18 protein-coding genes are annotated in these 23581 nt (G+C 66.7%); 11 read left to right on the top strand and 7 right to left on the bottom strand.

What is annotated here, in order from left to right; translation table 11 throughout:
• The first annotated feature begins 29 nt into the window (after positions 1-29).
• Together PGN12_12310 and PGN12_12305 are read left to right on the top strand one after the other, a co-directional pair.
• Complete coding sequence (locus PGN12_12310; protein MEH3104679.1) at positions 30-338, top strand: DUF485 domain-containing protein; 309 nt, start codon at positions 30-32, stop codon at positions 336-338.
• Positions 335-2038 carry a cation acetate symporter gene (locus tag PGN12_12305; protein ID MEH3104678.1) on the top strand — a complete coding sequence of 568 codons (1704 nt, stop codon included), beginning with the start codon at positions 335-337 and terminating at the stop codon, positions 2036-2038. The genes PGN12_12310 and PGN12_12305 overlap by 4 nt, the downstream gene beginning before the upstream one ends.
• Positions 2039-2060: 22 nt before the next feature.
• Here PGN12_12305 and PGN12_12300 read toward each other — a convergent pair whose 3' ends face one another.
• Both PGN12_12300 and ppk2 read right to left on the bottom strand, forming a co-directional pair.
• Entirely contained in the window at positions 2061-2402 is a 342-nt protein-coding gene (locus tag PGN12_12300) for a hypothetical protein (protein ID MEH3104677.1), read from the bottom strand.
• A 26-nt stretch (positions 2403-2428) separates the two neighbouring features.
• Positions 2429-3187, bottom strand: coding sequence for a polyphosphate kinase 2 (ppk2, locus tag PGN12_12295; GenBank protein ID MEH3104676.1), 759 nt, complete (start codon positions 3185-3187; stop codon positions 2429-2431).
• A gap of 94 nt (positions 3188-3281) precedes the next feature.
• On the opposite strand from ppk2, the gene PGN12_12290 reads away from it, so the two are divergent.
• On the top strand, positions 3282-3422 hold the full coding sequence (locus PGN12_12290) for a hypothetical protein (protein MEH3104675.1): 141 nt from the start codon (positions 3282-3284) through the stop codon (positions 3420-3422).
• Between the two features lie 15 nt (positions 3423-3437).
• Here the strand turns inward: PGN12_12290 and PGN12_12285 are convergent, their stop codons facing one another.
• The gene (locus tag PGN12_12285; GenBank protein MEH3104674.1) at positions 3438-4241 is read right to left on the bottom strand and encodes an NIPSNAP family protein; all 804 of its coding nucleotides are present in this window, start codon (positions 4239-4241) and stop codon (positions 3438-3440) included.
• Positions 4242-4385: 144 nt separating this feature from the next.
• Here PGN12_12285 and PGN12_12280 point away from each other — a divergent pair, with 144 nt between their 5' ends.
• The 3 genes from PGN12_12280 (at position 4386) to PGN12_12270 (ending at position 7599) form a co-directional block, all read left to right on the top strand.
• Positions 4386-5204 carry a formate/nitrite transporter family protein gene (locus tag PGN12_12280; protein MEH3104673.1) on the top strand — a complete coding sequence of 273 codons (819 nt, stop codon included), beginning with the start codon at positions 4386-4388 and terminating at the stop codon, positions 5202-5204.
• Positions 5205-5308: 104 nt separating this feature from the next.
• Positions 5309-6628 (top strand): gluconate:H+ symporter, encoded by a 1320-nt coding sequence (locus PGN12_12275; GenBank protein MEH3104672.1) that lies wholly within the window; start codon positions 5309-5311, stop codon positions 6626-6628.
• Complete coding sequence (locus PGN12_12270; GenBank protein ID MEH3104671.1) at positions 6625-7599, top strand: alpha/beta hydrolase; 975 nt, start codon at positions 6625-6627, stop codon at positions 7597-7599. The genes PGN12_12275 and PGN12_12270 overlap by 4 nt, the downstream gene beginning before the upstream one ends.
• 20 nt (positions 7600-7619) lie before the next feature.
• On the opposite strand, the gene PGN12_12265 is transcribed toward PGN12_12270, so the two are convergent.
• Positions 7620-9170, bottom strand: a complete 1551-nt coding sequence (locus PGN12_12265; GenBank protein ID MEH3104670.1) for an MFS transporter — start codon at positions 9168-9170, stop codon at positions 7620-7622.
• A gap of 238 nt (positions 9171-9408) precedes the next feature.
• Here PGN12_12265 and PGN12_12260 point away from each other — a divergent pair, with 238 nt between their 5' ends.
• Together PGN12_12260 and PGN12_12255 are read left to right on the top strand one after the other, a co-directional pair.
• A complete protein-coding gene (locus PGN12_12260) occupies positions 9409-11151 on the top strand; it encodes a methyl-accepting chemotaxis protein (protein ID MEH3104669.1) in 1743 nt (580 codons plus the stop codon).
• 225 nt (positions 11152-11376) lie between these two features.
• Complete coding sequence (locus tag PGN12_12255) at positions 11377-14436, top strand: TonB-dependent receptor (protein MEH3104668.1); 3060 nt, start codon at positions 11377-11379, stop codon at positions 14434-14436.
• A 47-nt stretch (positions 14437-14483) separates the two neighbouring features.
• On the opposite strand, the gene PGN12_12250 is transcribed toward PGN12_12255, so the two are convergent.
• On the bottom strand, positions 14484-15545 hold the full coding sequence (locus PGN12_12250; GenBank protein ID MEH3104667.1) for an SDR family oxidoreductase: 1062 nt from the start codon (positions 15543-15545) through the stop codon (positions 14484-14486).
• Positions 15546-15636: 91 nt separating this feature from the next.
• On the opposite strand from PGN12_12250, the gene PGN12_12245 reads away from it, so the two are divergent.
• From PGN12_12245 to PGN12_12235, 3 genes are all read left to right on the top strand, one after another.
• The gene (locus PGN12_12245; GenBank protein ID MEH3104666.1) at positions 15637-16017 is read left to right on the top strand and encodes a helix-turn-helix domain-containing protein; all 381 of its coding nucleotides are present in this window, start codon (positions 15637-15639) and stop codon (positions 16015-16017) included.
• Positions 16018-16268: 251 nt separating this feature from the next.
• Entirely contained in the window at positions 16269-19265 is a 2997-nt protein-coding gene (locus PGN12_12240) for a TonB-dependent receptor (GenBank protein ID MEH3104665.1), read from the top strand.
• A gap of 233 nt (positions 19266-19498) precedes the next feature.
• Positions 19499-21709, top strand: coding sequence for a GH92 family glycosyl hydrolase (locus PGN12_12235; GenBank protein ID MEH3104664.1), 2211 nt, complete (start codon positions 19499-19501; stop codon positions 21707-21709).
• On the opposite strand, the gene PGN12_12230 is transcribed toward PGN12_12235, so the two are convergent.
• On the bottom strand, positions 21683-22270 hold the full coding sequence (locus PGN12_12230) for a cysteine hydrolase (protein ID MEH3104663.1): 588 nt from the start codon (positions 22268-22270) through the stop codon (positions 21683-21685). The two genes, PGN12_12235 and PGN12_12230, sit on opposite strands and share 27 nt — an antisense overlap.
• Before the next feature lie 82 nt (positions 22271-22352).
• Positions 22353-23579 carry an FAD-dependent oxidoreductase gene (locus tag PGN12_12225; protein ID MEH3104662.1) on the bottom strand — a complete coding sequence of 409 codons (1227 nt, stop codon included), beginning with the start codon at positions 23577-23579 and terminating at the stop codon, positions 22353-22355.
• Between the last annotated feature and the right edge of the window lie 2 nt (positions 23580-23581).

The raw sequence follows: 23581 nt of genomic DNA, 5'->3' as shown, positions 1-23581 counted from the left end.
TGGTAGCGGCAACGACGGGGAGGGGCGGGATGGACGACGCGGAAGCGGCACGCGTGGCGGCGGACCCACGATATCGCGAACTGGTGCGGCGTCGCGGGCGGATCAGCTGGACGCTGACTGGGGTCATGCTGGTCGCGTACCTCAGCTTCATCCTGCTGATCGCGTTCGATAAAGCCCTGCTCGCCCGCCCGATCGGCGCGGGTGTCACCTCGGTCGGGATCGTCGCAGGCTTTGCGGTGATCGTGCTCGCGATCCTGCTCACCGGCCTTTACGTCCGCCGCGCCGCCCGCGACTTCGATCCGCTGACCAACGCCTTACGCGCGGAGCATGACGCGTGAGGCGCCGCGCCGCGTCACTCGCGATCGCCGCCGCGCTGATCCCACTGCCAGCCTCGGGCGATGCGCTGTCGGGCCAGAGCGTCCAGCAACCGACCAACTGGACCGCGATCCTGATGTTCGCCGCCTTCGCGTTGCTGACGCTCGGCATTACGCGCTGGGCGGCGCGGCGGACGCGGACGGTCGGCGATTTCTACACCGCCGGCGGCGGGATCACCGGTTTCCAGAACGGGCTCGCGATCGCGGGCGACTTCATGTCGGCGGCCTCGTTCCTCGGCATCTCGGCGCAGATCTTCGCGGACGGCTACGACGGGCTGATCTATTCGATCGGCTTCCTCGTCGGCTGGCCAATCATCCTGTTCCTGATGGCGGAGCGGCTGCGCAACCTCGGCCGCTATACCTTTGCCGATGTCGCCAGCTTCCGCTTCGCACAGACGCCGGTGCGCAGCTTCGCGGCGATCAGCACGCTGACCGTGGTGCTGTTCTATCTGATCGCGCAGATGGTCGGGGCAGGGCAGCTCATCAAGCTGCTGTTCGGGGTCCGCTACGAATATGCGGTGGTGATCGTCGGTGTGCTGATGACGCTGTACGTGCTGTTCGGCGGCATGACCGCGACGACCTGGGTGCAGATCGTCAAGGCGGTGCTGCTGCTCGGCAGCGCGACGTTCATGGCGCTGGTGGTGCTTTGGCAGTTCGGTTTCTCGTTCGAGGCGCTGTTCGCGCGCGCGGTCGCGGTGAAGACCGGGCTCGCCGCTGCGGCCGGCGCTGACCCGGCAGCGGCGGCCACCAAGGGCCGGTCGATCATGGGGCCGGGCAATTTCATCAAGGACCCGATCTCGGCGGTGTCGTTCGGGCTCGCGCTGATGTTCGGGACCGCCGGGTTGCCGCATATCCTCATGCGCTTCTTCACGGTGCCCGATGCGCAGGCGGCGCGGAAGTCGGTGCTGTGGGCGACGGGGTGGATCGGCTATTTCTACCTGCTGACCTTCATCATCGGCTTCGGCGCGATCGTGCTGGTCGCGACCGCGCCGCGTTACCTCGATCCGGCGGGCGGATTGCTGGGCGGCGGGAACATGGCAGCGATCCATCTCGCGCACGCGGTAGGCGGCAACCTGTTCCTCGGCTTCATCTCGGCGGTGGCCTTCGCGACCATCCTTGCGGTCGTCGCCGGCCTGACCCTGTCGGGCGCGTCCGCGGTCAGCCACGATCTCTACGCCACCGTGCTGCGCAAGGGGGCGGCCGATCCGGCGGCGGAGTTGCGCGTCTCCCGGCGTACCGTGCTGGTGCTGGCGGTGGTCGCGATCCTGCTCGGTATCATCTTCGAGAAGCAGAACGTCGCCTTCATGGTCAGCCTCGCCTTCGCCGTGGCGGCGTCGGGCAATTTCCCGGTGCTGCTGCTATCGTTGTTCTGGAAAGGCTGCACCACGCGCGGCGTGGTGGCGGGCGGGGCGCTCGGGCTGGTGATGGCGGTCGCGCTGACGGTGCTGTCGCCCGCGGTATGGGAGAAGGTGCTCGGCTATCCCGCCGCGATCTTCCCCTATTCGTCACCGGCGATCTTCTCGATGCCCGCGGCCTTTCTTACGATCTGGCTCGTGTCGCTGTTCGATCGCAGCGGCAGGGCGGCGATCGATCGCGGTGGCTATGCCGCGCAGCATGTCCGCGCGGAAACCGGGATCGGCGCGGCCGGCGCCTCGTCACACTGAGGGTGCCGCCGCCGCTCCCGCGCTAGCGGTCGTCGTTGCCATCGACATAGGAGCCGCGATCTCCCTGCGCGCGGTGGATCGCCGCCCGCCCGCGGGAGGCGACCGCCTCCGCCTTTCGCGCGGCTTTGGAGGCGGTGTGGAGCACGCGGGTATGCCCGTGCATCGCCAGATTGTAGCTGACGAACCAGATCGCGCCCGACACCAGCAACGCCGTCGCGACCCAGTTGCGCTTGCGCTGTCGGGAACGATGATTGTGCAGCACCAGCCGCCTGCCGCACGCCGCGCACCGATAGACGGTCGTGCCCGGACGTGCGGTCGACTTTCCGGCCCAACGATGGAGCCCGAGATTGCAAAGGAAGCCCATGCGCGAAAGGCCTAACGTCAATCAGTCTAGCGCGCCAGCCGTCCGTCTTCCAGCGCGGCACGCTCGAACGCGAACAGCACGTCGGGATCGGCGACCGGCACTTGCCTGGCGACCTGCGCCGGGGCGATCTGGTGGACCAGATGCCGCAGGATCGCGATCCGGGCCGCCTTCTTGTGATCGGCATAGACGCAATACCATGGCGCCAGCGGTATATGGGTGCGCACCAGCATCGTATCGCGCGCTGCGGAATAATCGTCCCAGCGCGCTTGCGCCACCTTGTCCATGTCCGACGTCTTCAGTTGCTTGAGCGGATCGGTACGGCGGGCCTTGAGCCGCTTTTCCTGCTCGTCCTTGTCGATGTCGAGCCACAGCTTGACCAGCCGGATGCCGCTTTCGACCAGCATCCGCTCGAAATCGGGCGCGTCGCGCAGGAACTCGGCCTGTTCCGCGGTGGTCGAGAAGCCCATCACCACCTCGACCCCCGCGCGATTGTACCAGGAACGATTGAAGATCACGATCTCGCCCGCCGCGGGCAGATGCGCGACATAGCGCTGGAAATACCATTGCGTTCGCTCGCGGTCGGACGGCTTGGGCAGCGCGACGACGCGTGTGTAGCGGATCGAGAGATGCTCGACGATTCGCTTGATCGCGCCGTCCTTGCCCGCGCTGTCGCGGCCCTCCAGTACGATCACGACGCGCTCGCCGGTTTCCACCGCAGCAAGTTGCGCTTCGACCAGCGCGAGTTGCGCCTGCTCCAGATCGTGCTCGTACCGGTCGTCGCCCATCGCCTGCTCCTTGTCGTTCGCAGGGGAACCAAGCCCGAACATTCCGGTTCCTGCGATATACGGCGCACCGCGCGCCGCCCACCCGAGGATGGACATGACCCGCACGACCCTGAGCCTGTTCGGCACCGCCAAGACCGCCGCGACCCCGAAGCGCCGCATCAACGACGATCCGCTCGCTGGGCTGACCCCGGTCGAGCGCGCGATGGCGCAGCGCCTGACCACGACGCGCGGCTGACCCGCACGTCGCGGCTCAGATTTGTGAGTAGGCCGTCGGGCTCAGAATACGGTTGTCGATCCCGGTGGTGATCTCCGGATCGGTGAGTCCCGGCGTCGCGATCAGCGCCTTCCACGCCGGGTCCGACCCGAACGTGCGCCAGTTGCGTTCGCGTGTCGCCAGGTCGGGGAAGGTGAGCATATAGGTCAGGCTGGGCAGGCGCTCGCCCGTCAGATCCTGGGCGAAGAACACCGGGGTCAGGCCGGTCCGACGGAAGATCTCGATCTCGCCGCCGGTATCGAACATGGCGATCTTCGTCGCCCCGGCCTTGTCGCTGGGGCCGAAATAGGTGCGTAGTTCGAACAACCGCGCGGCACTGGTCGTGGGCACTTCGACCCGCGGCATGTGCGGGAAGGCGCGCATCAACTTCACGTCCATCGACGCGAAGCCGGGAGCGTCAGGCGTCGCGTCGAGAAAGGCCGCACCGCTCTGGGCGTGGCGGGCGTCGGCCGAGAGCCGGCCGGGCAACGCCGCGAAGTCCGCGAGAGTCGGGTGTGGGATCAGCACCAGCACGCCCGGACTGCTCTGCCCGATGCTGACCGTGAACACTCCGATCGGGCCGCAGCCCGCGCGCCGCGCCGCCGGAATGAACGCGTCGCGCAGATACGCGTCGAGCCGCGCGCGCATCGGGCCGTTGACGAGGTGATAGGTGCGAAGCTCGTAGATTTCCGGGGTCTTCGTCGCGCCACGCGACTGAGCCCGTGCGCTCCCGGCGGCAAGCGTCATGCCGCCCAATGTGGCGCCCGCCACCAGCGAGCGGCGGTCGATCCGATAAGACATTGATACCTCGCGAAGTCGTCTGCGCGCACGATGCCGATGCAAGCCGCACGGTCAAGCCGCGACCTTCGGCTATCGCGGGCAAACGCCGATCGGTGTTGAGCGATCGGCTCCGATCGCGCGTTATGCCTGCGAGGGGAGACGAATATGGCCGATCGGAACGATCACGAAGCGACCGAGGAGGAGGAGGAAGCCGAGGAGCGCAGCGCCCCCGCCGCGCGCGTCGTCCACGCCGCGGTCGTCGAACAGGGCGAGGACGAACTCGCCCGTCCCACCGCGTCGTTGTTCTGGTCGGGGTTCGCCGCCGGGATCGCGATCATGGCGTCGTTGTGGGTGACCGGTGCGCTGCACCATTATCTGCCCGACGCGCAATGGGCGGAGGCGGTGATCGCGCTCGGCTATCCGGCCGGGTTCCTGATCGTCATCCTCGGGCGCCTGCAACTCTTTACCGAGCATACCGCCGTGGCGGTGCTGCCGGTCGTCCGTCAGCCGACACGCGCGAACCTATTGTCGCTGGCACGATTGTGGAGCGTCATCTTCATCGCGAACATGCTCGGCGCCGCGGTTGCCACCGCGCTGGCGGTTCACGCGCATCTTCAGCCTTCCGACACCCTCCAGGGGATGCTGGCGGTGTCGGCCAAGCTGCTCGATCGGGCACCGGTCGACACGCTGATGCAGGCGATCCCGGCCGGGTTCCTGATCGCTTCGATCGCGTGGATCCGCTCGGCGGTGAACAGCGGCGACTTCTGGATCGTGTTCGCGGTGACCTACGCGATCTCGCTGGCCGGATTCGCGCACGTCGTCGCGGGCGCGTCGGAGGCGTTCCTGCTGGTCTGGGCGGGGCAGGCGAGTGTCGGTTGGGGAATCGGCAGCTTCGTGCTGCCCGCCCTGCTCGGTAATATCGTCGGCGGCACCGGCTTGTTCGCGCTGCTCGCCCATGCGCAGGTCAAGAACGAGATCCGGTGATCGTTCGTGTCGTGCGCTTAGGCGAAGGTCGCGATTGACGGGCGCACCGAAAGTGCGTTGTCTGCATCGATGAACGACCTTCGTCTCGCCGGCACCGGCCGCGCATGATCCTGTTCTCGATCGTCGCGGCGCTGGTCATATTGATCGTGATGGTGTCGCTGCGCGCGCCGCCGTTTCTCGCCTTCGTCGTCGCCGCCTTATGCGCCGCGTTGCTGCTCGGCGTGCCGCTGGCGCGCGTACCCGGCGCAATCGAGAAGGGCATCGGCGACACGATCGGCCCGGTGGTCATCACGATCGTGCTCGGCGCATTCCTCGGCAAGCTGATCGCCGACAGCGGCGCGGCGCAACGGATCGCCGACACGCTGATCGGATGGTGCGGACCGGCGCGGATGCCGATCGCGATGGCGGCAACGGGCTTTCTGGTCGGCATTCCGCTGTTCTACAACGTCGGCTTCGTGCTGATGGTGCCGCTGATCTTCTCGATCGTCCTGCGTTCGGGATTGCCGGCGGTGCATGTCGGCATTCCATTGCTGGCCGGGCTTTCGATCGCGCACGGCTTCCTGCCGCCGCATCCCTCGCCGACCGCGGTGGTGGCGCAACTCGGTGCCGATCTCGGCGTGACGCTGATCTACGGATTGATCGTCGGACTGCCGACGCTTGCGATCGCCGGCCCGCTCTTCGCGACGACGCTGAAGGGCATCGTCACCCCGCCGTCGCCGATGTTCGAGGCGGCGACGGCGACACGCGAGCGCAGGCTGCCGGGGATATTCGCGAGCTTCACCTGTGCGCTGCTGCCCGTGATCCTCATCGCCAGTGCGACCGCGCTCCATTATGCGCCGCTGTCGCAGCAAGCCGCGACCGCGATCGCCTTCGCCGGCCATCCCACCAACGTGCTGCTCCTGTCGATTGCGATCGGCATCGTCGCGCTGGGACGCAGCGCCGGGCTCACGCGGGTCGAGATCATGGACGGCTTCACGGTCGCGATCCGCGACATCGCGCCGATCCTGCTCATCATCGCCGGCGCGGGCGCGTTGAAGCAGGTGCTGGTCGAAAGCGGCGCGGACAAGATCATGGCCGCGCAACTCGCCGGCCTGCCGCTCCCGCCGCTCGCGCTGGGATGGCTGCTGGCGTGCGTGATCCGGATCGCGGTCGGATCCGCGACCGTCGCCGGGTTGACGGCGGGTGGCTTGATCCAACCGGTGATCGTCGCCACCGGCGCGGATGCCAATCTGATGGTGCTCGCGATCGGCGCGGGCAGCCTGATGTGCAGCCACGTCAATGATTCCGGCTTCTGGATGTTCAAGGAATATTTCGGATTGTCGCTGCGCGACACGTTCCGATCATGGTCGCTGATGGAGACGTTGGTCGGGGTGTTCGGCCTGATCTTCGTGCTGTTGCTCGACACCTTGCTGCGCTTCGTATGAACAAGCAGCAATCCTTCCGGGAATATTCGGTTGAGGCGAACGGCATCCGCCAGCACGTGACCGAGGCGGGCGAGGGTCCCGCCGTCCTGCTGTGCCACGGCTTTCCCGAACTCGGGATGTCGTGGCGGCATCAACTGCGCGCGCTGGCCGACGCCGGTTATCGCGCGATCGCGCCGGACATGCGCGGTTACGGGCAGACCGACGCGCCGGTGGCGATCGATCGCTACACGATCTTCCACCTGACCGGCGACATGGTCGCGCTGCTCGGCGCGCTCGGCATCGCGAAAGCCGCGATCGTCGGTCATGACTGGGGCGCGCCGGTCGCGTGGAGCGCCGCGCAAATGCGCCCGGACCTGTTCGAGGCCGTCGTCGGCATGTCGGTGCCCTACGCGCGCCGCGGGTCGATCAGCAGCCTCGCCAAGTTGCGACGCGCCGGGCTCGACGACTTCTACCAGCTCTACTTCCAGACGCCCGGGATTGCCGAGCGCGATCTGGACGCGGATGCGGATGCCGCCATTCGCCGCATGATGTGGACGCTCTCCGCCGGTCCGCCCGTGCCTTGGAGCGGGATGATCCGGGAAGGGGGCGCACTCGCCTCGTTTCAGGAGCCGGCTGGCGCGATCCCTTGGCTCGGCGACGAAGAGCTGGCGCGTTACGGTGCCGCGTTCCGGGCGAACGGCTTCGCGGGACCGCTCAACTGGTATCGCAACATCGACCGCAACTGGGAGTTGACCGCCGCACTCGATGGCGTGCCGATCGCGCAGCCGGCATGGTTCATCATCGGCGACCGTGATCCGATCCTCCCCTTCGTCAAGCCCGCGATCGAGGCGCTGCCGCAGACCGTCGCGGGGCTGCGCGGTACGACGACGCTTCCCGGCGTCGGTCACTGGCTCCAGCAGGAAGCCAGCGAAGCGGTGAACGCGGTCCTGCTCGCGTTCCTTGCAGGGGCCTATCCCGCCACATCGACCTGATCGGCGCGCCGGGCTGGACTTTATTCCAGCGCGCGCAGATCGCGACCGCGGGTCTCGCGTCCGAACCATGCCACCAGCACGAACGACAGCGCGGTCGGCACCATGATGAGCAGCGCGGACCTTCCCATCGACAGCGCCACGCCGCTGATCGTCAGCCCCTGTGCGATCAGTCCGCCCGCCTTGGTACAGGCCGCCACCCAGCCGGTGGCCCGGCCGCGCACGCGCATCGGAAAACTCTCCGCGGCATAGGGCAGGACGATGGCGATGATCCCGTTCGTCCCGACGATCAGCAACGCGACCGGCAGCACCGGGCTTCCGCTCTGCGCGAGTTCGAGCCGCAAGACCAGCAACAGCCCCGCCAGCGTGACCGCAATCATCGTCGCCAGCGCCCATTTGGTACTCCACCGGCTGTAGAGCAGCGCGGCGACGAACACGGTCGGAAAGGCGATCAGCGCGCTCTCGGCGAGCAGGCGGCTCGACACGCCGACGGAATAGCCCTTCGCGACGAGATCGGCCGGCAGCCAGAGCAGCAACCCGAAGTTGATCAGCCCCCACGAGAGGGCGCAGATGCTGAGTGCCGAAAGCTTGCCGTACAGATGGATGCCCTGAAGCGGTTGCGAGGACAGCGCTGCCGCCGTGGCCGCGGGCGAGGTGGTGCGAGCGGTCGCGCCGAAGCGGCGCATCACGACCTCGGCCTCCGAAACCCGGCCGCGCGCCAGCAGGAATTTCGCCGATTCCGGGATCAGCGCGCCGAGCAGCACCAGCGTCAGCCCGGTCGGCAGGTTCGCGAGCCACAGGATCCGCCAGCCGAACAGGGGCTGCAGCACTGCCGACATGCCGCTCGCCGCGAAATAGCCGCCGACCGCGCCCATCCCGCCGACCAGCACCAGGCTCCAGCCGCGATGCCGGTTCGGCATCATCTCGGCGAGCAGCGCATAGGTGACCGGCAGCATCCCGCCCGCCGCCGCGCCCATCATGAAGCACATCGCGATGTTCCACGCGAGGCTGGGCATCGCCCCGCAGATCGAGGTGCCGACGAACATCACCGCCGAGAGCAGGATCGACGCCTTGCGCCCATAGACGTCGGCGATCCAGCCCCACAGCACCGATCCGGTGACGGTCCCCGCCAGCGCGAAGAACGGCACCAGCGACACCGTCTTCTTCGCGACGCCATATTCGGCGACCATTCCCGGTACCGTGAAGCCCAGTGAGGCGGGCTTCATGACATCGATGACCAGCGCGATGACCAGCACCGCCATCAACCCCCAATGCGCCGGCCCCAGCGGCGCATCTTCGGGCGCGGCCACGACGATGTCGGCGGCGGCGGCGCGCTGCGCGGCAAGATCGCGCGGAAGCAGCCCGTATGCCGCGACCAGCGTGCCTAGCACGATCAGCGCCATTCCGCCGATCATCATGCCGTCCATGGGCATCCCGGCGAGCCGATAGTGCATCGCCCGCGCCATCGCGAACATCGGCAGGTGCGCGACGACGCCGATCGTCACCGCCACGCAGCCGAGCACGAACGCCCAGACCGCCTGCCGGTCCGACAACGTGCTCTTGATCGAACCCATAGCCCCCCCCCTGCGCCACCGCGGCGATAGCCGGGTTGCGCCGGGCGGGAAAGCCGCGTCGGTCGGGTCAGTATCGGGAGATCGTTGCTTCTTGTACCCCGGCGAATCGCGCTCTGAATCGAGCATCCCGCCCGGTGGTCACGATCGCCCTGTGGACGGGAGCGCCCGGTCATCACGCGTTTAGCGCCCCGTTAACCCGGCGGCCGCTATCATCCTCCGCATAAGCCGAGGGGATATCATGACTTTTCGTAATCTTTCCATTCCTCGAAAGCTTGCGCTCGCCTTCGCCTCGCTTATCGCCACCTTTACCGCGGTCAGCGTGGTCGTGTTCGTGAACGTCACGCGGCTGCATGAAGTCGCGATGCAGCGCGATCAGGCGAAGCTCGGTTCGGATCATGCCGACGACATGCTCACCGGCGTCGTCGAGGGCCAGAGCGCGATCCGTGGCTACGTGTTGCTCGGCAAGCAGGCGTTCCTCGACACCCACGAAGAAAATCGCGCCGCGATCGACGCCTCCGCTGCCCGGCTGAAGCAGGTCGCACCCCGCCCGGATCAGGTCCGTCGCGTCGACGCCTTCCTCGGCGAGGTGGCGAAGTGGCAGGCCCAGAAGGTCGCGCCGACGCTCGCCGCCTTCGAAAATCCGGCGACCCGCGAAACCGCGCGCGAACTGGCCGGCGCCAAGCAGCTGGGCGGCATCCGCAAGGTGCACAAGGAAATTCAGGCAGCGCAGGCCGAATGGATCGCCCGTCAGGATATCGAACAGCGGCACGCCGAACGGATGGTCGAACTGGCGCTGGCGCTGGGCGGATTGTTCGCGATCACGCTCGCGGGGGCGCTCGGCTGGCTGCTGTCGCGTTCGATGGCCACGCCGGTCGTCGACATGGCGGCGATCATGGTGGAGATGGCGTCGGGCCGCACCGACATCGCCGTGCCGAGCACCGATCGCGGCGACGAGATCGGCAGCATCGCCAAGGCGGTGCTTGTGTTCCGCGATGCCGCGGTCGAGAAGCAGCGCGCCGACCACGAGCGCCAGCTGGTCATGGACGACATGGCGTCGGGGCTGCAGCGGCTGGCGAACGCCGATCTCGGCGCGCGGCTTTCCGGCTTCCCGCCTGCGTTCGCGCGGCTCGAAACCGACTTCAATCGCGCGATCGAGGCGATGGCGCAGGTGATGTCGGCGGTGATGCGCGCCTCCAGCGATATCAAGAGCGGCGCGGCGGACATCCGCTCCGCCTCCGACGATCTGTCGCAGCGCACCGAGCAGCAGGCGGCCAGCCTCGAGGAGACGGCCGCGGCGATGGAGGAAATCACCAGCACCGTGCAACAGACGGCCAAGGACGCCGCGCAGGCGGACAAGATCGTGGCGGCCGCGCGGCACGAGGCGGCCGTCTCCGGTGACGTCGTGCGACGCGCAGTCGACGCGATGGGCGGCATCGAGCGCTCGTCGAGCGAGATCAGCGACATCATCAGCGTCATCGACGCAATCGCCTTCCAGACCAACTTGCTGGCGCTCAACGCTGGGGTCGAGGCGGCGCGGGCCGGGGACGCGGGCAAGGGCTTCGCGGTGGTCGCGCAGGAAGTGCGCGCGCTGGCGCAACGTTCCGCCGATGCGGCAAAGGACGTGAAAGCGAAGATCACCAGCTCGTCCGAACAGGTCGATCTGGGCGTCGGGTTGGTGGCCGAGGCGGGCACGGCCTTGCAGACGATCAACGCGCGGATCAGCGATATCAGCGCCTTGATGTCGGCGATCAGCGCCGCCGCCGAGCAGCAGGCGGTCGGGCTCCAGCAGGTCAACACCGCCGTCTCCGAAATGGACGGCGTCACGCAGCAGAATGCCGCCATGGTCGAGCAGGCGACCGCGGCGGCGCGTAGTCTGGCGAGCGAAGCCGACGAGCTGTCCCGACAGGTGTCGCGCTTTGCGATCGAGGAGCCCGGAGCGCGACGTTCGGCGGCCGACAGCGCCGTTCGTCTGGCTGCCTGAATTCCGCACCAGCATGGTCGACCGAGGATGGTCACGCTATCATCAGACCAATTGCGAACCAACTCGCTGAAATAGAGTCCTTTTTCATTGTTAAATCATCTTGGCAGTGACAAACCCGCCCGGCTGAGGTCGGAGGGTCAGCCGTTCACGATCCGCTGAAAAGGCGGGCGAGGGCCGATCACTCCGGACGCTTCAGGGAGCGTTAGGGGAATGAAGATGATGACGATGAGGACGATGCTGGCCGGCGGATGTTGCGCGGCCGCGCTCGTGGCAATGCCGTCGGTGGCGGCCGCACAGACCGACACGACGCCGGCGACGTCGATCGGCGATCCGGTCGCCTCGGCCAAGCTGGCCGCCGACGTGGGTCGCGCCGACGGTGCCACCAGTCCGCAGGATGTGGTCGTCACCGGGACGCGCATCGTCCGCCCGAACAATCGCTCGGCCGCGCCGATCGTGACCACCACCGCGTTCGACATCGCCGCACAGGGCGCAACGACGATCGAGGAAGTCGTCAACCGCTTGCCGCAGGTGCAGGTCAATTCGGAGCAGAACTTCAGCGATTCCGAGGGTCGCCAGCGCATCAAGCTGCGCAGCCTCGGTTATGAGCGTACGCTGATGCTCATCGACGGGCTGCGGATCGGCCTGCCGAACACCGTCGACGTCGGGATCATTCCCAATGCTTTGGTCGAGCGCATCGACGTGCTGACCGGCGGCGCGTCGTCGGTCTATGGTTCGGACGCGGTTTCGGGTGTCGTCAACTTCATCCTGAAGAAGAACTTCTCGGGCATCCGCATCGACGCCAACTACAGCTTCTTCAACCACGACAATTCCGCCAACGCCGTTACCGAGGCGGCGTCGCGCGCCGGCTTCGCCTCGCCGAACGGCCTGACCAACGACGGCGGGCGCAGCGACATCAGCCTTGCGGCGGGCACCAACCTGTTCGACGGCCGCGTAAATTTCAGCAGCTTCATCAACTATCGCCAGTCCAGTCTCGTGAAGCTCGGCGATCGTTCGACCGCGGTGTGCGAGGTGACGCAATCGGCGAACAACGCGCCGCTCGGCTGCAACCGCGCCAGCTTCACCCCCGCCGGCACGATCATCCCGCAGTCGGGCCCGCGCGCCGGGCAGCAGCTCGTCAACAATCCGAACGGCGACGGCACGTTCATTCCGATCAACAGCGGACCGTCGGGCGCGTCGGCGAACCCGTATGACGATCACGCGTTCCAGCGCCCGTTCGAGCGCGTCAATGTCGGCGGCTTCCTGACCGCCGAGATCACCAGTGACATCGAACTTTATGCCAATGCGCTGTTCTATCGCGACAAGTCATACAACACGGTTCTGAACCGCACCTTCAACTTTGGCGCCTATGGCACCGATCCTTATCAGGTGAATTGCGACAATCCGTTCCTGTCGGCCTCGCAGGCAAGCGACCTGTGCGGCGCCAACGCCGGGGTGGCGGGGCAATATGCGCCGATCGACGTCCGCTATCGTTTCGATGGCCTGCCGCTGGTCCGGTCGAAGTTCACCAACGAGGGTTACCGCATCGTCGCGGGTCTGCGCGGCAAGGGGCTCAACGACGTATGGACCTATGACGTCGCCGCGATGATCTCGCGTGCGCGGCTCGACACGATCGACCAGCCGTTCGCGCAATTCGCCAACGTCAACCGCTCGCTCGACGTCGTGAACGTGGGCGGCGTACCGACCTGTCGCTCGGTCGTGAACGGCAGCGATCCGAACTGCGTCCCGTTCAACGCCTTCGCACCGTTCAACAAGGATCAGGCGCTCAACAACTATCTGTACGGCGCGGCGTCGGGCGGGATCAGCACGCGCATTCCGCGGTTGCTGCAGATCCTCGCCACCACCAGCGGCGATCTCGGCAAGTACGGCATCACCTCGCCGTTCGCCGAACAGGGCGTCGCGGTCGCGCTCGGCGCGGAATATCGCGAGGAGATGGAGCGGACGGTCGTCAACCAGATCTTCATCGACAACAACGGCGGTCAGAACCAGCGCGTCACGCAGAACATCTTCGAGGCCAATGCCGAGATCCAGGCGCCGCTGGTCGAGAACCAGTCATGGACGCGGCTGCTGCAATTCAACGGCGGTTACCGTGTGTCGAAGTACAACCGCCTCGAAAACCGCTTCACCACGTGGAAGATCGAGGGGCTGTGGTCGCCGATCGAGGACATCACGTTCCGCGCCTCCTATAACAAGGCGCAGGCCGCGCCGGGCGTCGGTGCCGCGGCGGGTGCGTCGAACATCTTCTGGAACCAGGGCTTCTACGCCGATCCGTGCGCGCCGCGCGTCGACAGCAGCAACCCCAACGGTCCGCGTCTCGCCCCGCTGTATAGCGCGGCACAATGCGCCAACACCGGGCTGCCCGCCAACCTCTACGGCAGCACGACGTTGATCTGCCCCGACGATCGCTGCACGGTGCGCGAAGGCGGGTTCAACCTGAAGCCGGAAACCGCCTATACCAAGACGTTCGGCGTGGTCCTTCGCCCGCGCTTCATCCCCGGCCTGACGGTGTCGGTCGATCGCTGGCTGATCGATCTCGAGGATCAGCTGACCTTCCTCCAGCCGCAGGACATCATCAACGAATGCCTGACGACCGGGCTCGACTATTTCTGTCGCGGCATCATCCGCAATCCGGGCACCGGCACGCTGTCCAGCTCGCCGGCGACCAGCCCGGCGACCGGCTGGGTCGCGCGCGGCTCGTCGAACGGCTATAAGGAACAGTCCTACGGGTGGGACTTCCAGGGCCAGTACAATGTCGGCCTCGGCGGCGTCGGTCTGCTCGATGTCAGCTTCAACGGCACGCTGATGACGCGCAACGGCGGGCAGGCGTCGCCGGCCGCGGTCCGCCGCAACTGCACCGGCTATTTCAGCAGCGGCTGCGGCGAGAGTATGCCGCGCTGGTCGCACCAGATGCGCGTGACGTGGTTCGCGCCGGAACGCGTCGCCAACGTCTCGGTCAACTGGCGTCACCGCAGCGGGATGCCGACGACCTTCTACGCGCCGGCCAGCACCGGCATCCCGCAGCAGGACGAAAGCCAGCGTCGCGACCAGTATCCGGGCATCGCCACCTATGACTGGATCGATCTCGCGGTCGGCTTCGACATCAGCAAGCGCATGACGTTCCGCATCGCCGCGAACAATCTGTTCGACCGCGACCCGCCGATCGTTCCGGACAGCCGCTCGAAGATCGGGCTGCTGCGCGGCAATACGATCATGGGCTATGATCTGCTCGGCCGGCAGATCGTCGCGGGCGTCTCGCTCAGGCTCTGACCTGCGTCGCCGCCCGTCCCTGCCGGGGCGGGCGGCGCATCGTCAGGTCACGGGATCAGCCGCGCGTCGCGCAGCCGTTCGAACAACGCGTAGAACGCATCGTCGGTCGGCCGGTAGCCGGTGAAACCGAGCCGCCGGCTCTTGCCCATGTCGGTCACCACCTCGATCGGACGGCCGAGATCGGTGTCGGTGTGCCACGGCGAGGCGAGGCGATCGAGATCGGGCTCGGCCAATCGCTCGCGCACCGCGATCTCACGCCAGAGCGCGGCATCGTCCGCCATCTGCTGCTCGAGCGGTTGCACAACGCCATCGAACGCCGCCGCCTCGACCCCGAACCATTCGGCGATCCGTCCCCACATCCATTGCCAGCGGAAGACGTCGCCATTGACGACATTGAAGGCCTGATCGTGCGCCCCCGGCGTCTCGGTCGCCCACAGGAGGTGCGTGGCAAGCTGCCCGGCGTCGGTCATGTCGGTCAGCCCCGACCATTGCGCCGCCGAGCCCGGAAAGGTGAAGGCACGCCCCGTCTCGCGACATAGCGTCGCATAGACCGCCAGCGTCGTCCCCATGTTCATGGCATTGCCGACCGCCAGCCCGATCACTGTATGCGGGCGATGCACGCTCCACGTGAACCCGTCGCGCGCGGCGGCGGCGAACACCTCGTCTTCCTGCGCATAATAGAAGTTCTCGACGTCGAGCCGGCCCTGTTCCTCGCGGAACGGCGTCTGCGCCAGCACGCCCTTTCCATAGGCCTCGAACGGCCCGAGATAATGCTTCAGCCCGGTGACCAAGGCGACGTGCCGCGGGCCGGAAGCGCGCGGCAGAGCATCAAGCAGGTTGCGCACCATCGCGCCATTGACGCGGATATTCTCCGCCTCGCTGTCCTGCCGCGCCCATGTCGTGATGTACACCGCATCCGGGTTCACGTCGCGCAGCGCCGCAACCGTCGCCGCCGCATCCTGCAGGTCTGCCGCGACCGGAATCACGCCATGCTGCGCGACCGGACGCCGCGCGAGCCCGTGCACGGTCCAACCGCGCTCGACCAGCAGCGCCGCCGTCGCCGCGCCGACGATCCCGCTCGCGCCCACCACCAATGCCGTCTTCGCCATAAATACTCCTTTGTGGTCCGATAGCTAGGCAGCGCACGGCAGCGCTTCTAGACGGCACCATCCACGTCCCCAGGCACCCGAAGGTAACCACATGCAGCCCGGCTCACGCGATCACGAATGGCGCGAGGATTGCGCGCCGCGCCGCGTGCTGGAGCTGTTCGCCACCAAATGGACCAGCATGGTGCTCCACACGCTCCACGCCCGCCACGGCGGCGCGGCGCGCACCGGCGTGCTTCAGCGCAGTCTGCCCGGCATCTCAAGGAAGATGCTGACCCAGACCGTCCGCGACATGGAGGGGAGCGGACTGCTCAGCCGGCATGTGCATAGCGTCATGCCGCCGATGGTCGAATACCGGCTGACGCCGCTCGGCCGGCGCTTCGTCGAACCGATCGAGTTGCTCTACGACTGGGCGCGCAACAACGCCGACGCGCTCGACTCGCTGCGCCCACGCGCCCGCTCGCGTCGCAATTGATCGCGAAACCCTATCGCAGCGCAGCGCCGGCCAGATCGAAGACGATGCCAAAAAAGCATTTCAACGCAGTATCTTAGCCTGCGGCAGTATGACCGGAACAACCCTGATGTCGTTTAATAAAGCAAATTGACAGATTGAACAAAACACGCTTAATTGGCCTTACCAACAGGACAGGCCAATGAGCCATCGCGAGAGCGAGCGATCCTGTGCGGTGAGCCGGTGCAAAGGCACCGTAGGGGAGGGGAAGTTTGATGAGGTTCGCCGCACGCCGGCATCGGTCGTTCGATGCCATGCTACTCGCCGCCACGATGCTGGCCGGCACGCCCGCGCTCGCACAACAGGCTGAGCCGGCGGCCAATCCGCCGACGCCCACCGTCGCCACCCCCGCCAACCCGGACCAGAGCACCGCCGCCGATCCGCAGTCGCAGCCGGAGGCGATCCCACAGCCCGAGGGCGACATCGTCGTCACCGGGTTCCGCCAGAGCTACGCCGACGCGATCCGGTCGAAGCGCAACGATATCGCGATCACCGACGGTATCTCGTCGGATGGCCTCGGCCGCTTTCCCGACCTCAATGTCGGCGAGGCATTGCAGCGCGTCCCCGGCGTCCAGATCAACCGCGAGGCGGAGGGTCGCAACGCCACGATCAACCTGCGCGGCCTGCCCGGCGAATATGCTAGGCTGACGCTCAACGGGGTCGCCTTCGCCGAACCGATCCTGACCGAGGCCGCGCCGCTCGGCGCGTTCAATGCCGATATCTTCAGCGCGATCGTCATCGACAAGTCGCCGCTCGCCAACGCGCAATCCGGCGGGTTGTCAGGCAACGTCGACCTGCAGATCGCACCCGCGCTCAGCCGCAAGGAAGGCGGCTTCACCAAGGCGGCGCTGGAATACAACCAGCTCGGTGACAAGTTCGCGCCGGCCGCCACCGTCGGCTACAATCACCTCTTCTCCGACAGCTTCGGCGTGTTCGCGGTGCTCGCGTACAAGAAAGAGAATTTCCGCCGCGACACCGTCCAGTTCAACAGCTACTCCAGCTTCTCCGCGGCACAGGCGCAGGCCAATGCCAGCACGCTCGGCAGCTATTACGCGAAGTCGACGGCGTGCCCGTCGTGCACCGGCACGACCTCGACGAGCGGCGTGCTCTACAATTCGCAGCTCCGCCAATATTCGCGGCTCAACCCCGGCGACCTCTATACCGGCGCGGCGGGTGCCGAATGGAAGCCCGACGATCGCACGCGCGTCAGCCTGACCGGTTTCTACACCGACCGTCGTCTGCCGAAGACGATGCAATATATCTCGATCATAAGCCAGAACGACGCCAGCTTCCTGACCCCGACCTCGGCGCCGGTGAAGCTCGACGACGGCCGCTACGTCGTCACCGATTACGACTTCACCAACCCCGACGCGCGCTCATCGACACGCCGGCTCGGCATCCGCCAGAGCAGCTGGGGGATCAACGGCAAGGCCGAGTGGAGCGACGATTCCTGGCGGCTCTCGACCATCCTGACCGCCTCGCGTGCGAACAACCGGTCGGAAGAAACCTCGATCGACTTCGACCGGCTCCAGACCGCGACCGGCAACGGCGCGAGCGGGACCTTGCGCACCGGCGCGGGCGATGTCGGCGACATGTATTATGCGCTCGCGCCGCAGCCGCTCATCACCAGTGCGGTGCCGACATGGATCTGGGGCGGTGTCTCCGACCCGACCCAATATTACAACTCTTCGACCGCCTCGGCGCGCACCAATCGCTTTCAGCTCACCGGCACGCAAAGCTACGCCGAGAACCAGTTGCTCGCCTATCAATGGGACGTCGAACGCACCTTCCAGGACAGCGTCATCAGCGGCATCCAGACCGGCTTCCGCTTCGAGCACAACAAGTTCATCTCGCAGGGCTATCGCACCTCGGGCTTCGGGCTCCAGACGCAGAACATCGACGGCTCGTTCGTGAACACCGCGCCGGTCGCGGATGACTTCTTCGGCGGCAAGCTCGGCACCTACAGCACCAATTGGCAGGCGACGCGCTTCGACTATGCGCTGTCGAAGCTGCTGCCGGTCACGCTCTATCCGGGTGGTGCGCTGTCGCCGGCGGGGTTCAACATCCGCTACAACGACAACAATTACGCGCTCTACAATTTCACCAACCAGACCGATATCGCCTCGGGCTATGCGCAGGTGAAATATGCGATCGACGTGGCCGGCATCCGCATTCGTGGCAACGGCGGGCTGCGCTACGAATATGCGCGTAACACCATCGACGCGCTCGACCGGCTGTCGCTGACCGGCACGATCGGCTCGCCCGCCGACTTCCGCACGAACACCTATACGCAACGCTATGGCAAGCTGCTGCCGTCTTTCATTCTCGTTGCCGATCTGACCGACAAGTTGCTGCTGCGCGGTGCCGCCTACCGCACCTATGTCCGGCCGCAGCCGCGTCAGTTCACGCCCTCGACGATCGTCGGCAATCCGATCAACGGCGTCTATTCGCTGACGCTCGGCAACCCCGATCTGAAGCCGTATGAATCGACCTCGTTCGACGCCTCGCTCGAATGGTACAATCGCCCGAACGGCATCATCTCGGTCGCGGCCTTCCAGAAGCGTATCACCGGCCTGATCGCGCAGATCACCGATCCGACCCGGCTGTGCCCCGCCGATGGCGCGGCGCTTGGCCTTGGCAACCTGCGGGTGAACGGCGATCGCTGCGAAAGCGACCAGATCTACACCGGGGGGGCGGTACCGACGCCGTTCCTCGTCACCGCCGCCGGCTTCGTCAATCAGGACAATCCGGTCACCGTGCGCGGGGTGGAGTTCAACCTCCAGCAGTCGCTCGACTTCCTGCCCGGCGCGCTTCGCCATCTCGGTGGCGGCTTCAATTATGCCTTCACCGGGATCAGCGGCAAGACCGCGACCGGCGCGGCCGCGACGCTGCCCGGCGTGTCGAAGCACAATGCCAATGTCATCGGCTATTACGAAACCGATGCCGGCGGCATCCGCCTCGTCTACAACATCCGCAGCAAATACGATCTCGCCTCGGCCGGCACCTTCACCGGCGCGGCGCGGCAGGTGAAGGCGCGCGGGCAGCTCGACCTGTCGGCGTCGGCGAACCTCAGCGACACCGTCTCGCTGTCGTTCGACGCCTACAACCTGACCAACGCGATCCGCATCGAATATGAGAACGATCCGCGCCTGATCCGTCGCGCCGACTATGACGGTAGCACCTTCACCGTCACCGCCCGCGCCACCTTCTGAGTCCCTTCCCTGAGGGCGACTGCGGCGCTTCCCGTTCATGGAAGCGCCGCTTTTTTTGGGGACGACGGTCATGCGGGGAAGTGGATCAACAAACGGTTCGTCACCCCGGACTTGTTCCGGGGTCCACTGTTCCGCAAGCTCGGCACCTGATGCATTCGTCGACAGGTGGATGCCGGAACACATCCGGCATGACGGGCCGACGGCCGGACAGTTTTTCAAGATAAGGAACGCGCATGAAGATCAGCACCGGCGTCGTCCTCGGCCTCCTGCTCGCGGCGACCTCGTCGATGGCCGTTTCGGGCGACGGTCCGGGCCTGTTCCGCTACGTCGACCCGCGCGTCGGCAACGGCAATGACGATCAGGGCGATACCGTCCCCGGCCCGACGCGTCCGGCGGGATCGATCCACCCCAGCCCGCAGACATTGGTCGGCAGCAACGCCGGCTACGATCGCGACGCACCGCTCAGCGGCTTCGCGCAACTGCATACGCAGGGGTCGGGTGGGCGCACCACCTACGGCACCTTCCTGATCTCGCCGCAGACCGGCGCACCGGTGTTCGACGAGGCGCGCCACCTCTCGCCCAAAGCGGACGAGCGCGTCGCCGCCGACGCCTATGCCGTCACGCTGACCCGCTACGGCATCCGCGCCGAGGTGACGCCGGCGCCCTATGCCGCGATTTATCGCTTCACCTATCCCGCCGGTCGGCCGGCGACGATGGTCTTCGACCTCACGCGCAAGATCCGCGGCGAACTGGCGAGCGCCGGCTCCGACGTGACGATCGATCCCGCGCGCGGCCGGATCACCGGGCGGGTGCGGACCCGCAATTACTGGAACCCGGCCGAGGTCGACATCTGGTTCGTTGCGCAGCTCGATCGCACGCCGACCCGCTGGGGCGTCCACGTCGGTGAGGCGGATCGCGAGGGCGCGACGCAGGCGAGTGCACCGGGCGACACCCAACTCGCGGGCTGGTGGCAGTTCGACACCAAAGCCGCCACGCCAGTGCAGTTGAAGGTGGCAATTTCGTTCAGCAGCGCGTCCCGCGCCGCCGAATTGCTCGACGAAGACATCCCCGGCTGGAACTTCGAGGCGGTCCGCCGCGGCACGCAGGCGGCCTGGAACCGCGAACTCGCCCGCGCCACGATCGACGGCGTCGAAGATGCTGAAAAACGTCGCTTTTACACCGCCTTATACCATAGCGCGGTGCAACCACGCGACCGCACCCGCGATCAACCGCTCGCCGAGCGTAAGACCCAGTATTGGGACGATTATTACACGCTCTGGGATACATATCGCACCGGCTTTCCGCTGATGTCGCTGCTCCGCCCCGACGTGTATCGCGACAACGTCGCCTCGATCGTGCGCACCTACCGTCGCTTCGGCGCGGCGCATACCGCCTTCATTGCAGGGCGGAATTACCACGTCGGGCAGGGCGGGGACGAGGTCGACAATGTGCTCGGCGAGGCGCTGATCCGCGGCGTTCCCGGCATCGACTGGCGCAGCGTCGCCCCGGTCGCACTGCATAACGCGTTGAAAGAACGAAGCTCCCGCTATCGCGAACACGGCTGGTTCGCGGTCGGCGACCGCAGTCCCGAACCCGACAACCAGCGCGCCCGCTCCGGCTCGTCGACGCCCGCCTTTGCGCTCAACGACTTCTACGCCGCGCGCCTCGCCGATGCCGCGGGTGAGACCACGCAGGCCGCGATGCTCCGCACGCGATCGCTAGGCTGGCGAAATGTCTGGGATCCGGAGGCGACCAGCGACGGCTATCGCGGTTTCATCATCCCGCGCTACGCCGATGGCCGTTTCCAGCCGCTCGATCCCAAGATCGGCTGGGACGGAAAAAAGTACGAGAACGTCGGCTTCTACGAAGGCACGGCGTGGGTCTATTCCTATGCGATGCTCCACGACGTGCCGGGCATGATCGATGCGATGGGCGGCCGCGCGCTGTTCACCGAACGCCTGCGCCACGCGCTCGACGCCGGGCTGATCGACATCACCAACGAACCGAGCTTCGCGACTCCGTGGCTGTTCAGCGAGGTCGGCCGACCCGACCTGTCGAGCTATTGGGCGGACCGCATTTTCCGCCGCTTCACCGCCGACGCCTATCCGGGTGACGAGGACAATGGCGCGATGAGTTCGCACTATGTTTTCAATCGCCTGGGCTTGTTTCCAAAGCTGACGACCGACCTCTACTACCTTCACGCACCCCACCAGCCACGCGGCACGATCACCGGCACCGGCGGCAAGCGCTTCACGATCGTCGCCGACAATTGGCAGCCGGGCCGGATCTACATCGCCTCGGCGACGCTCGATGGCCGCCGTCTCGATACGCCGTGCATCCGTCAGCGCGACATCACTCGCGGCGGCACGCTGCGGCTCGTGCTCTCCGACACGCCGACCCGCTGGGCGCAAGGGAACTCAGGCGCGGTCCAGCCACGCCGCTAGCGACAGCGTGTCGCTCGCGGCGGTTTCGGCGCACATGCTGTGCCGCATCAGCTCCAGCGCCCATCGCTCATGCTCCTGCTGTTCGCTCGCCACGGTGTCCTCGGGCACCCACAAGTCATAATCGCGCATATGCGCATCGGCGGCGGTGAACAGCACGCAAATGTCGGCGGCGATCCCGGTCAGGATCAACCGACTGACGCCCAGTTGGGGCAGCAGCACCGGGAGGTTGGTGGCGTAGAACCCCGAGAACTGGGGCTTTACGACGAAATAATCGTCGTCGCGCGGGCGAAGCAGATCGATCAGCGGCTTGCCGCGGCTCGCTTCCGCACGGCAATGGTCGACGATCGCACCGCGCTCCGACAGCCAATGGCCGAAATTGTCGTTGACGTAGATCACCGGCACATCCGCCGCTTCGGCGGCATCGCGCAACGCGCGGATCCGCTCCGCCGCCGCGATCGCGGCGGGCGCAAGCTGCTCGCCGCCATCGAACGCCAGATCGTTGATCATGTCGATGATGAGCAGCGCGGTGGCGCCGGGCGAGGGTGTCTGGGCATCAGCCATGGCGCGCTTCCTTCTCGTAAGGCCGTGCACCGGAGGCATGGCGATGCCGCGCTCCGCTGTCATTGATCGCCATCAGCGGCGGTCAGACAAGCTCCTTCAACGGCTTGTCGATGTCGGCGAGCAGCGCGGGGTCGACCTGCGCGCCGGCGACGACCAGCGCGCGTCCCTGCACATAGTCCTTCACCACATTGACCGCATCCACCGCGATCACCCGTCCGCCGCGCAAGTAGATCACCGAGAACGATCGCGCGGCAGGATCACCGCGCAGCACGGCGACATCATACCCGATGGACAGGCCGATGGTCTGGAGCTTGAGGTCATATTGGTTCGACCAGAACCAGGGGACCGCTTCATAGCGTGCCTCCCGGCCGACGATCGTCCGCGCGGCGACCACCGCCTGATCATTGGCATTCTGCACCGATTCCAGTCGGATCACTGCGCCATCGGCGAAGCCGTTGGCATGGGCGGCGATGTCGCCGATCGCGAAAACATGCGGCAGGGTCGTGCGGCATTGTGCATCCACGAGCACGCCGTCGCCGGCCGACGCACCAGCGGCGACCAGCGGCGCGATTGCGGGCACGATCCCGATCCCGACGATGACGATCTCGGCGGGCAGCACTTCGCCGTCGGCAAGCCGCACGCCTTCGACCTTGTCCGTGCCCTCGACGCAGACCACGCGCGCGTTCAGCAGTACCCGTACGCCTCGCGCGCGATGCTCCGCCTCGTAGAAGCGCGACAGCGGCTCGCCCGCGACGCGCGCCAGCACGCGATCGCGTGTCTCGACGACCGTCACCGGCTTGCCGAGCTTGGTCAACGCCGCGGCCGCCTCCAGCCCGATGTAGCCGCCGCCGATCACCACGACATGGCGCGCCTCGGGCAATTCGGCGAGCAGCCGGTCGACATCGGCACGCGTGCGGACCGCATGAACCCCGCGCAGCGCATGGCCGTCGCACGTCAGCCGCCGCGGCGCGCCGCCAGTCGCCCAGATCAGCTCGCCATAGTTGATCGTTCGGCCGCTCTCGGTACGCAGCACCCGCCGGCCGGCATCGACCGCGATCACCGTCTCCGCGCGCAGGATCTCGATCTCCCGCTCGGCCCAAAAGGATGCTGGCCGGATCAGCAGCCGTTCGAACGGTTTGTCGCCGGCCAGATACTCTTTCGATAGCGGCGGGCGCTCGTACGGAAGCTCCGGCTCCGCCGCGACGATCGCGATCGTGCCGGTGAACTTCTCCTGCCGCAAGGCGATCGCGGCCTGCGCCCCGGCATGACCTCCGCCGACGATCACGACATCGTAGCGTGCGGCGGTCATCG

Source organism: Sphingomonas phyllosphaerae, assembly GCA_036946405.1.
In the GTDB taxonomy this organism is placed as follows: Bacteria; Pseudomonadota; Alphaproteobacteria; order Sphingomonadales; family Sphingomonadaceae; genus Sphingomonas; species Sphingomonas phyllosphaerae_D.
Note: the sequence above shows the minus strand (reverse complement) of the source record. Positions and strands in the feature narration are given on the sequence as shown.

What these genes read in the sequence shown, in the direction of transcription:
- PGN12_12310 (MEH3104679.1), top strand. Translation starts at nt 30, where the DNA reads ATGGACGACGCGGAAGCGGCACGCGTGGCGGCGGACCCACGATATCGC.
- PGN12_12300 (MEH3104677.1), bottom strand. Translation starts at nt 2,402, where the DNA reads ATGGGCTTCCTTTGCAATCTCGGGCTCCATCGTTGGGCCGGAAAGTCG.
- ppk2 (MEH3104676.1), bottom strand. Translation starts at nt 3,187, where the DNA reads ATGGGCGACGACCGGTACGAGCACGATCTGGAGCAGGCGCAACTCGCG.
- PGN12_12290 (MEH3104675.1), top strand. Translation starts at nt 3,282, where the DNA reads ATGACCCGCACGACCCTGAGCCTGTTCGGCACCGCCAAGACCGCCGCG.
- PGN12_12285 (MEH3104674.1), bottom strand. Translation starts at nt 4,241, where the DNA reads ATGTCTTATCGGATCGACCGCCGCTCGCTGGTGGCGGGCGCCACATTG.
- PGN12_12280 (MEH3104673.1), top strand. Translation starts at nt 4,386, where the DNA reads ATGGCCGATCGGAACGATCACGAAGCGACCGAGGAGGAGGAGGAAGCC.
- PGN12_12275 (MEH3104672.1), top strand. Translation starts at nt 5,309, where the DNA reads ATGATCCTGTTCTCGATCGTCGCGGCGCTGGTCATATTGATCGTGATG.
- PGN12_12270 (MEH3104671.1), top strand. Translation starts at nt 6,625, where the DNA reads ATGAACAAGCAGCAATCCTTCCGGGAATATTCGGTTGAGGCGAACGGC.
- PGN12_12265 (MEH3104670.1), bottom strand. Translation starts at nt 9,170, where the DNA reads ATGGGTTCGATCAAGAGCACGTTGTCGGACCGGCAGGCGGTCTGGGCG.
- PGN12_12260 (MEH3104669.1), top strand. Translation starts at nt 9,409, where the DNA reads ATGACTTTTCGTAATCTTTCCATTCCTCGAAAGCTTGCGCTCGCCTTC.
- PGN12_12255 (MEH3104668.1), top strand. Translation starts at nt 11,377, where the DNA reads ATGAGGACGATGCTGGCCGGCGGATGTTGCGCGGCCGCGCTCGTGGCA.
- PGN12_12250 (MEH3104667.1), bottom strand. Translation starts at nt 15,545, where the DNA reads ATGGCGAAGACGGCATTGGTGGTGGGCGCGAGCGGGATCGTCGGCGCG.
- PGN12_12245 (MEH3104666.1), top strand. Translation starts at nt 15,637, where the DNA reads ATGCAGCCCGGCTCACGCGATCACGAATGGCGCGAGGATTGCGCGCCG.
- PGN12_12240 (MEH3104665.1), top strand. Translation starts at nt 16,269, where the DNA reads ATGAGGTTCGCCGCACGCCGGCATCGGTCGTTCGATGCCATGCTACTC.
- PGN12_12235 (MEH3104664.1), top strand. Translation starts at nt 19,499, where the DNA reads ATGAAGATCAGCACCGGCGTCGTCCTCGGCCTCCTGCTCGCGGCGACC.
- PGN12_12230 (MEH3104663.1), bottom strand. Translation starts at nt 22,270, where the DNA reads ATGGCTGATGCCCAGACACCCTCGCCCGGCGCCACCGCGCTGCTCATC.
- PGN12_12225 (MEH3104662.1), bottom strand. Translation starts at nt 23,579, where the DNA reads ATGACCGCCGCACGCTACGATGTCGTGATCGTCGGCGGAGGTCATGCC.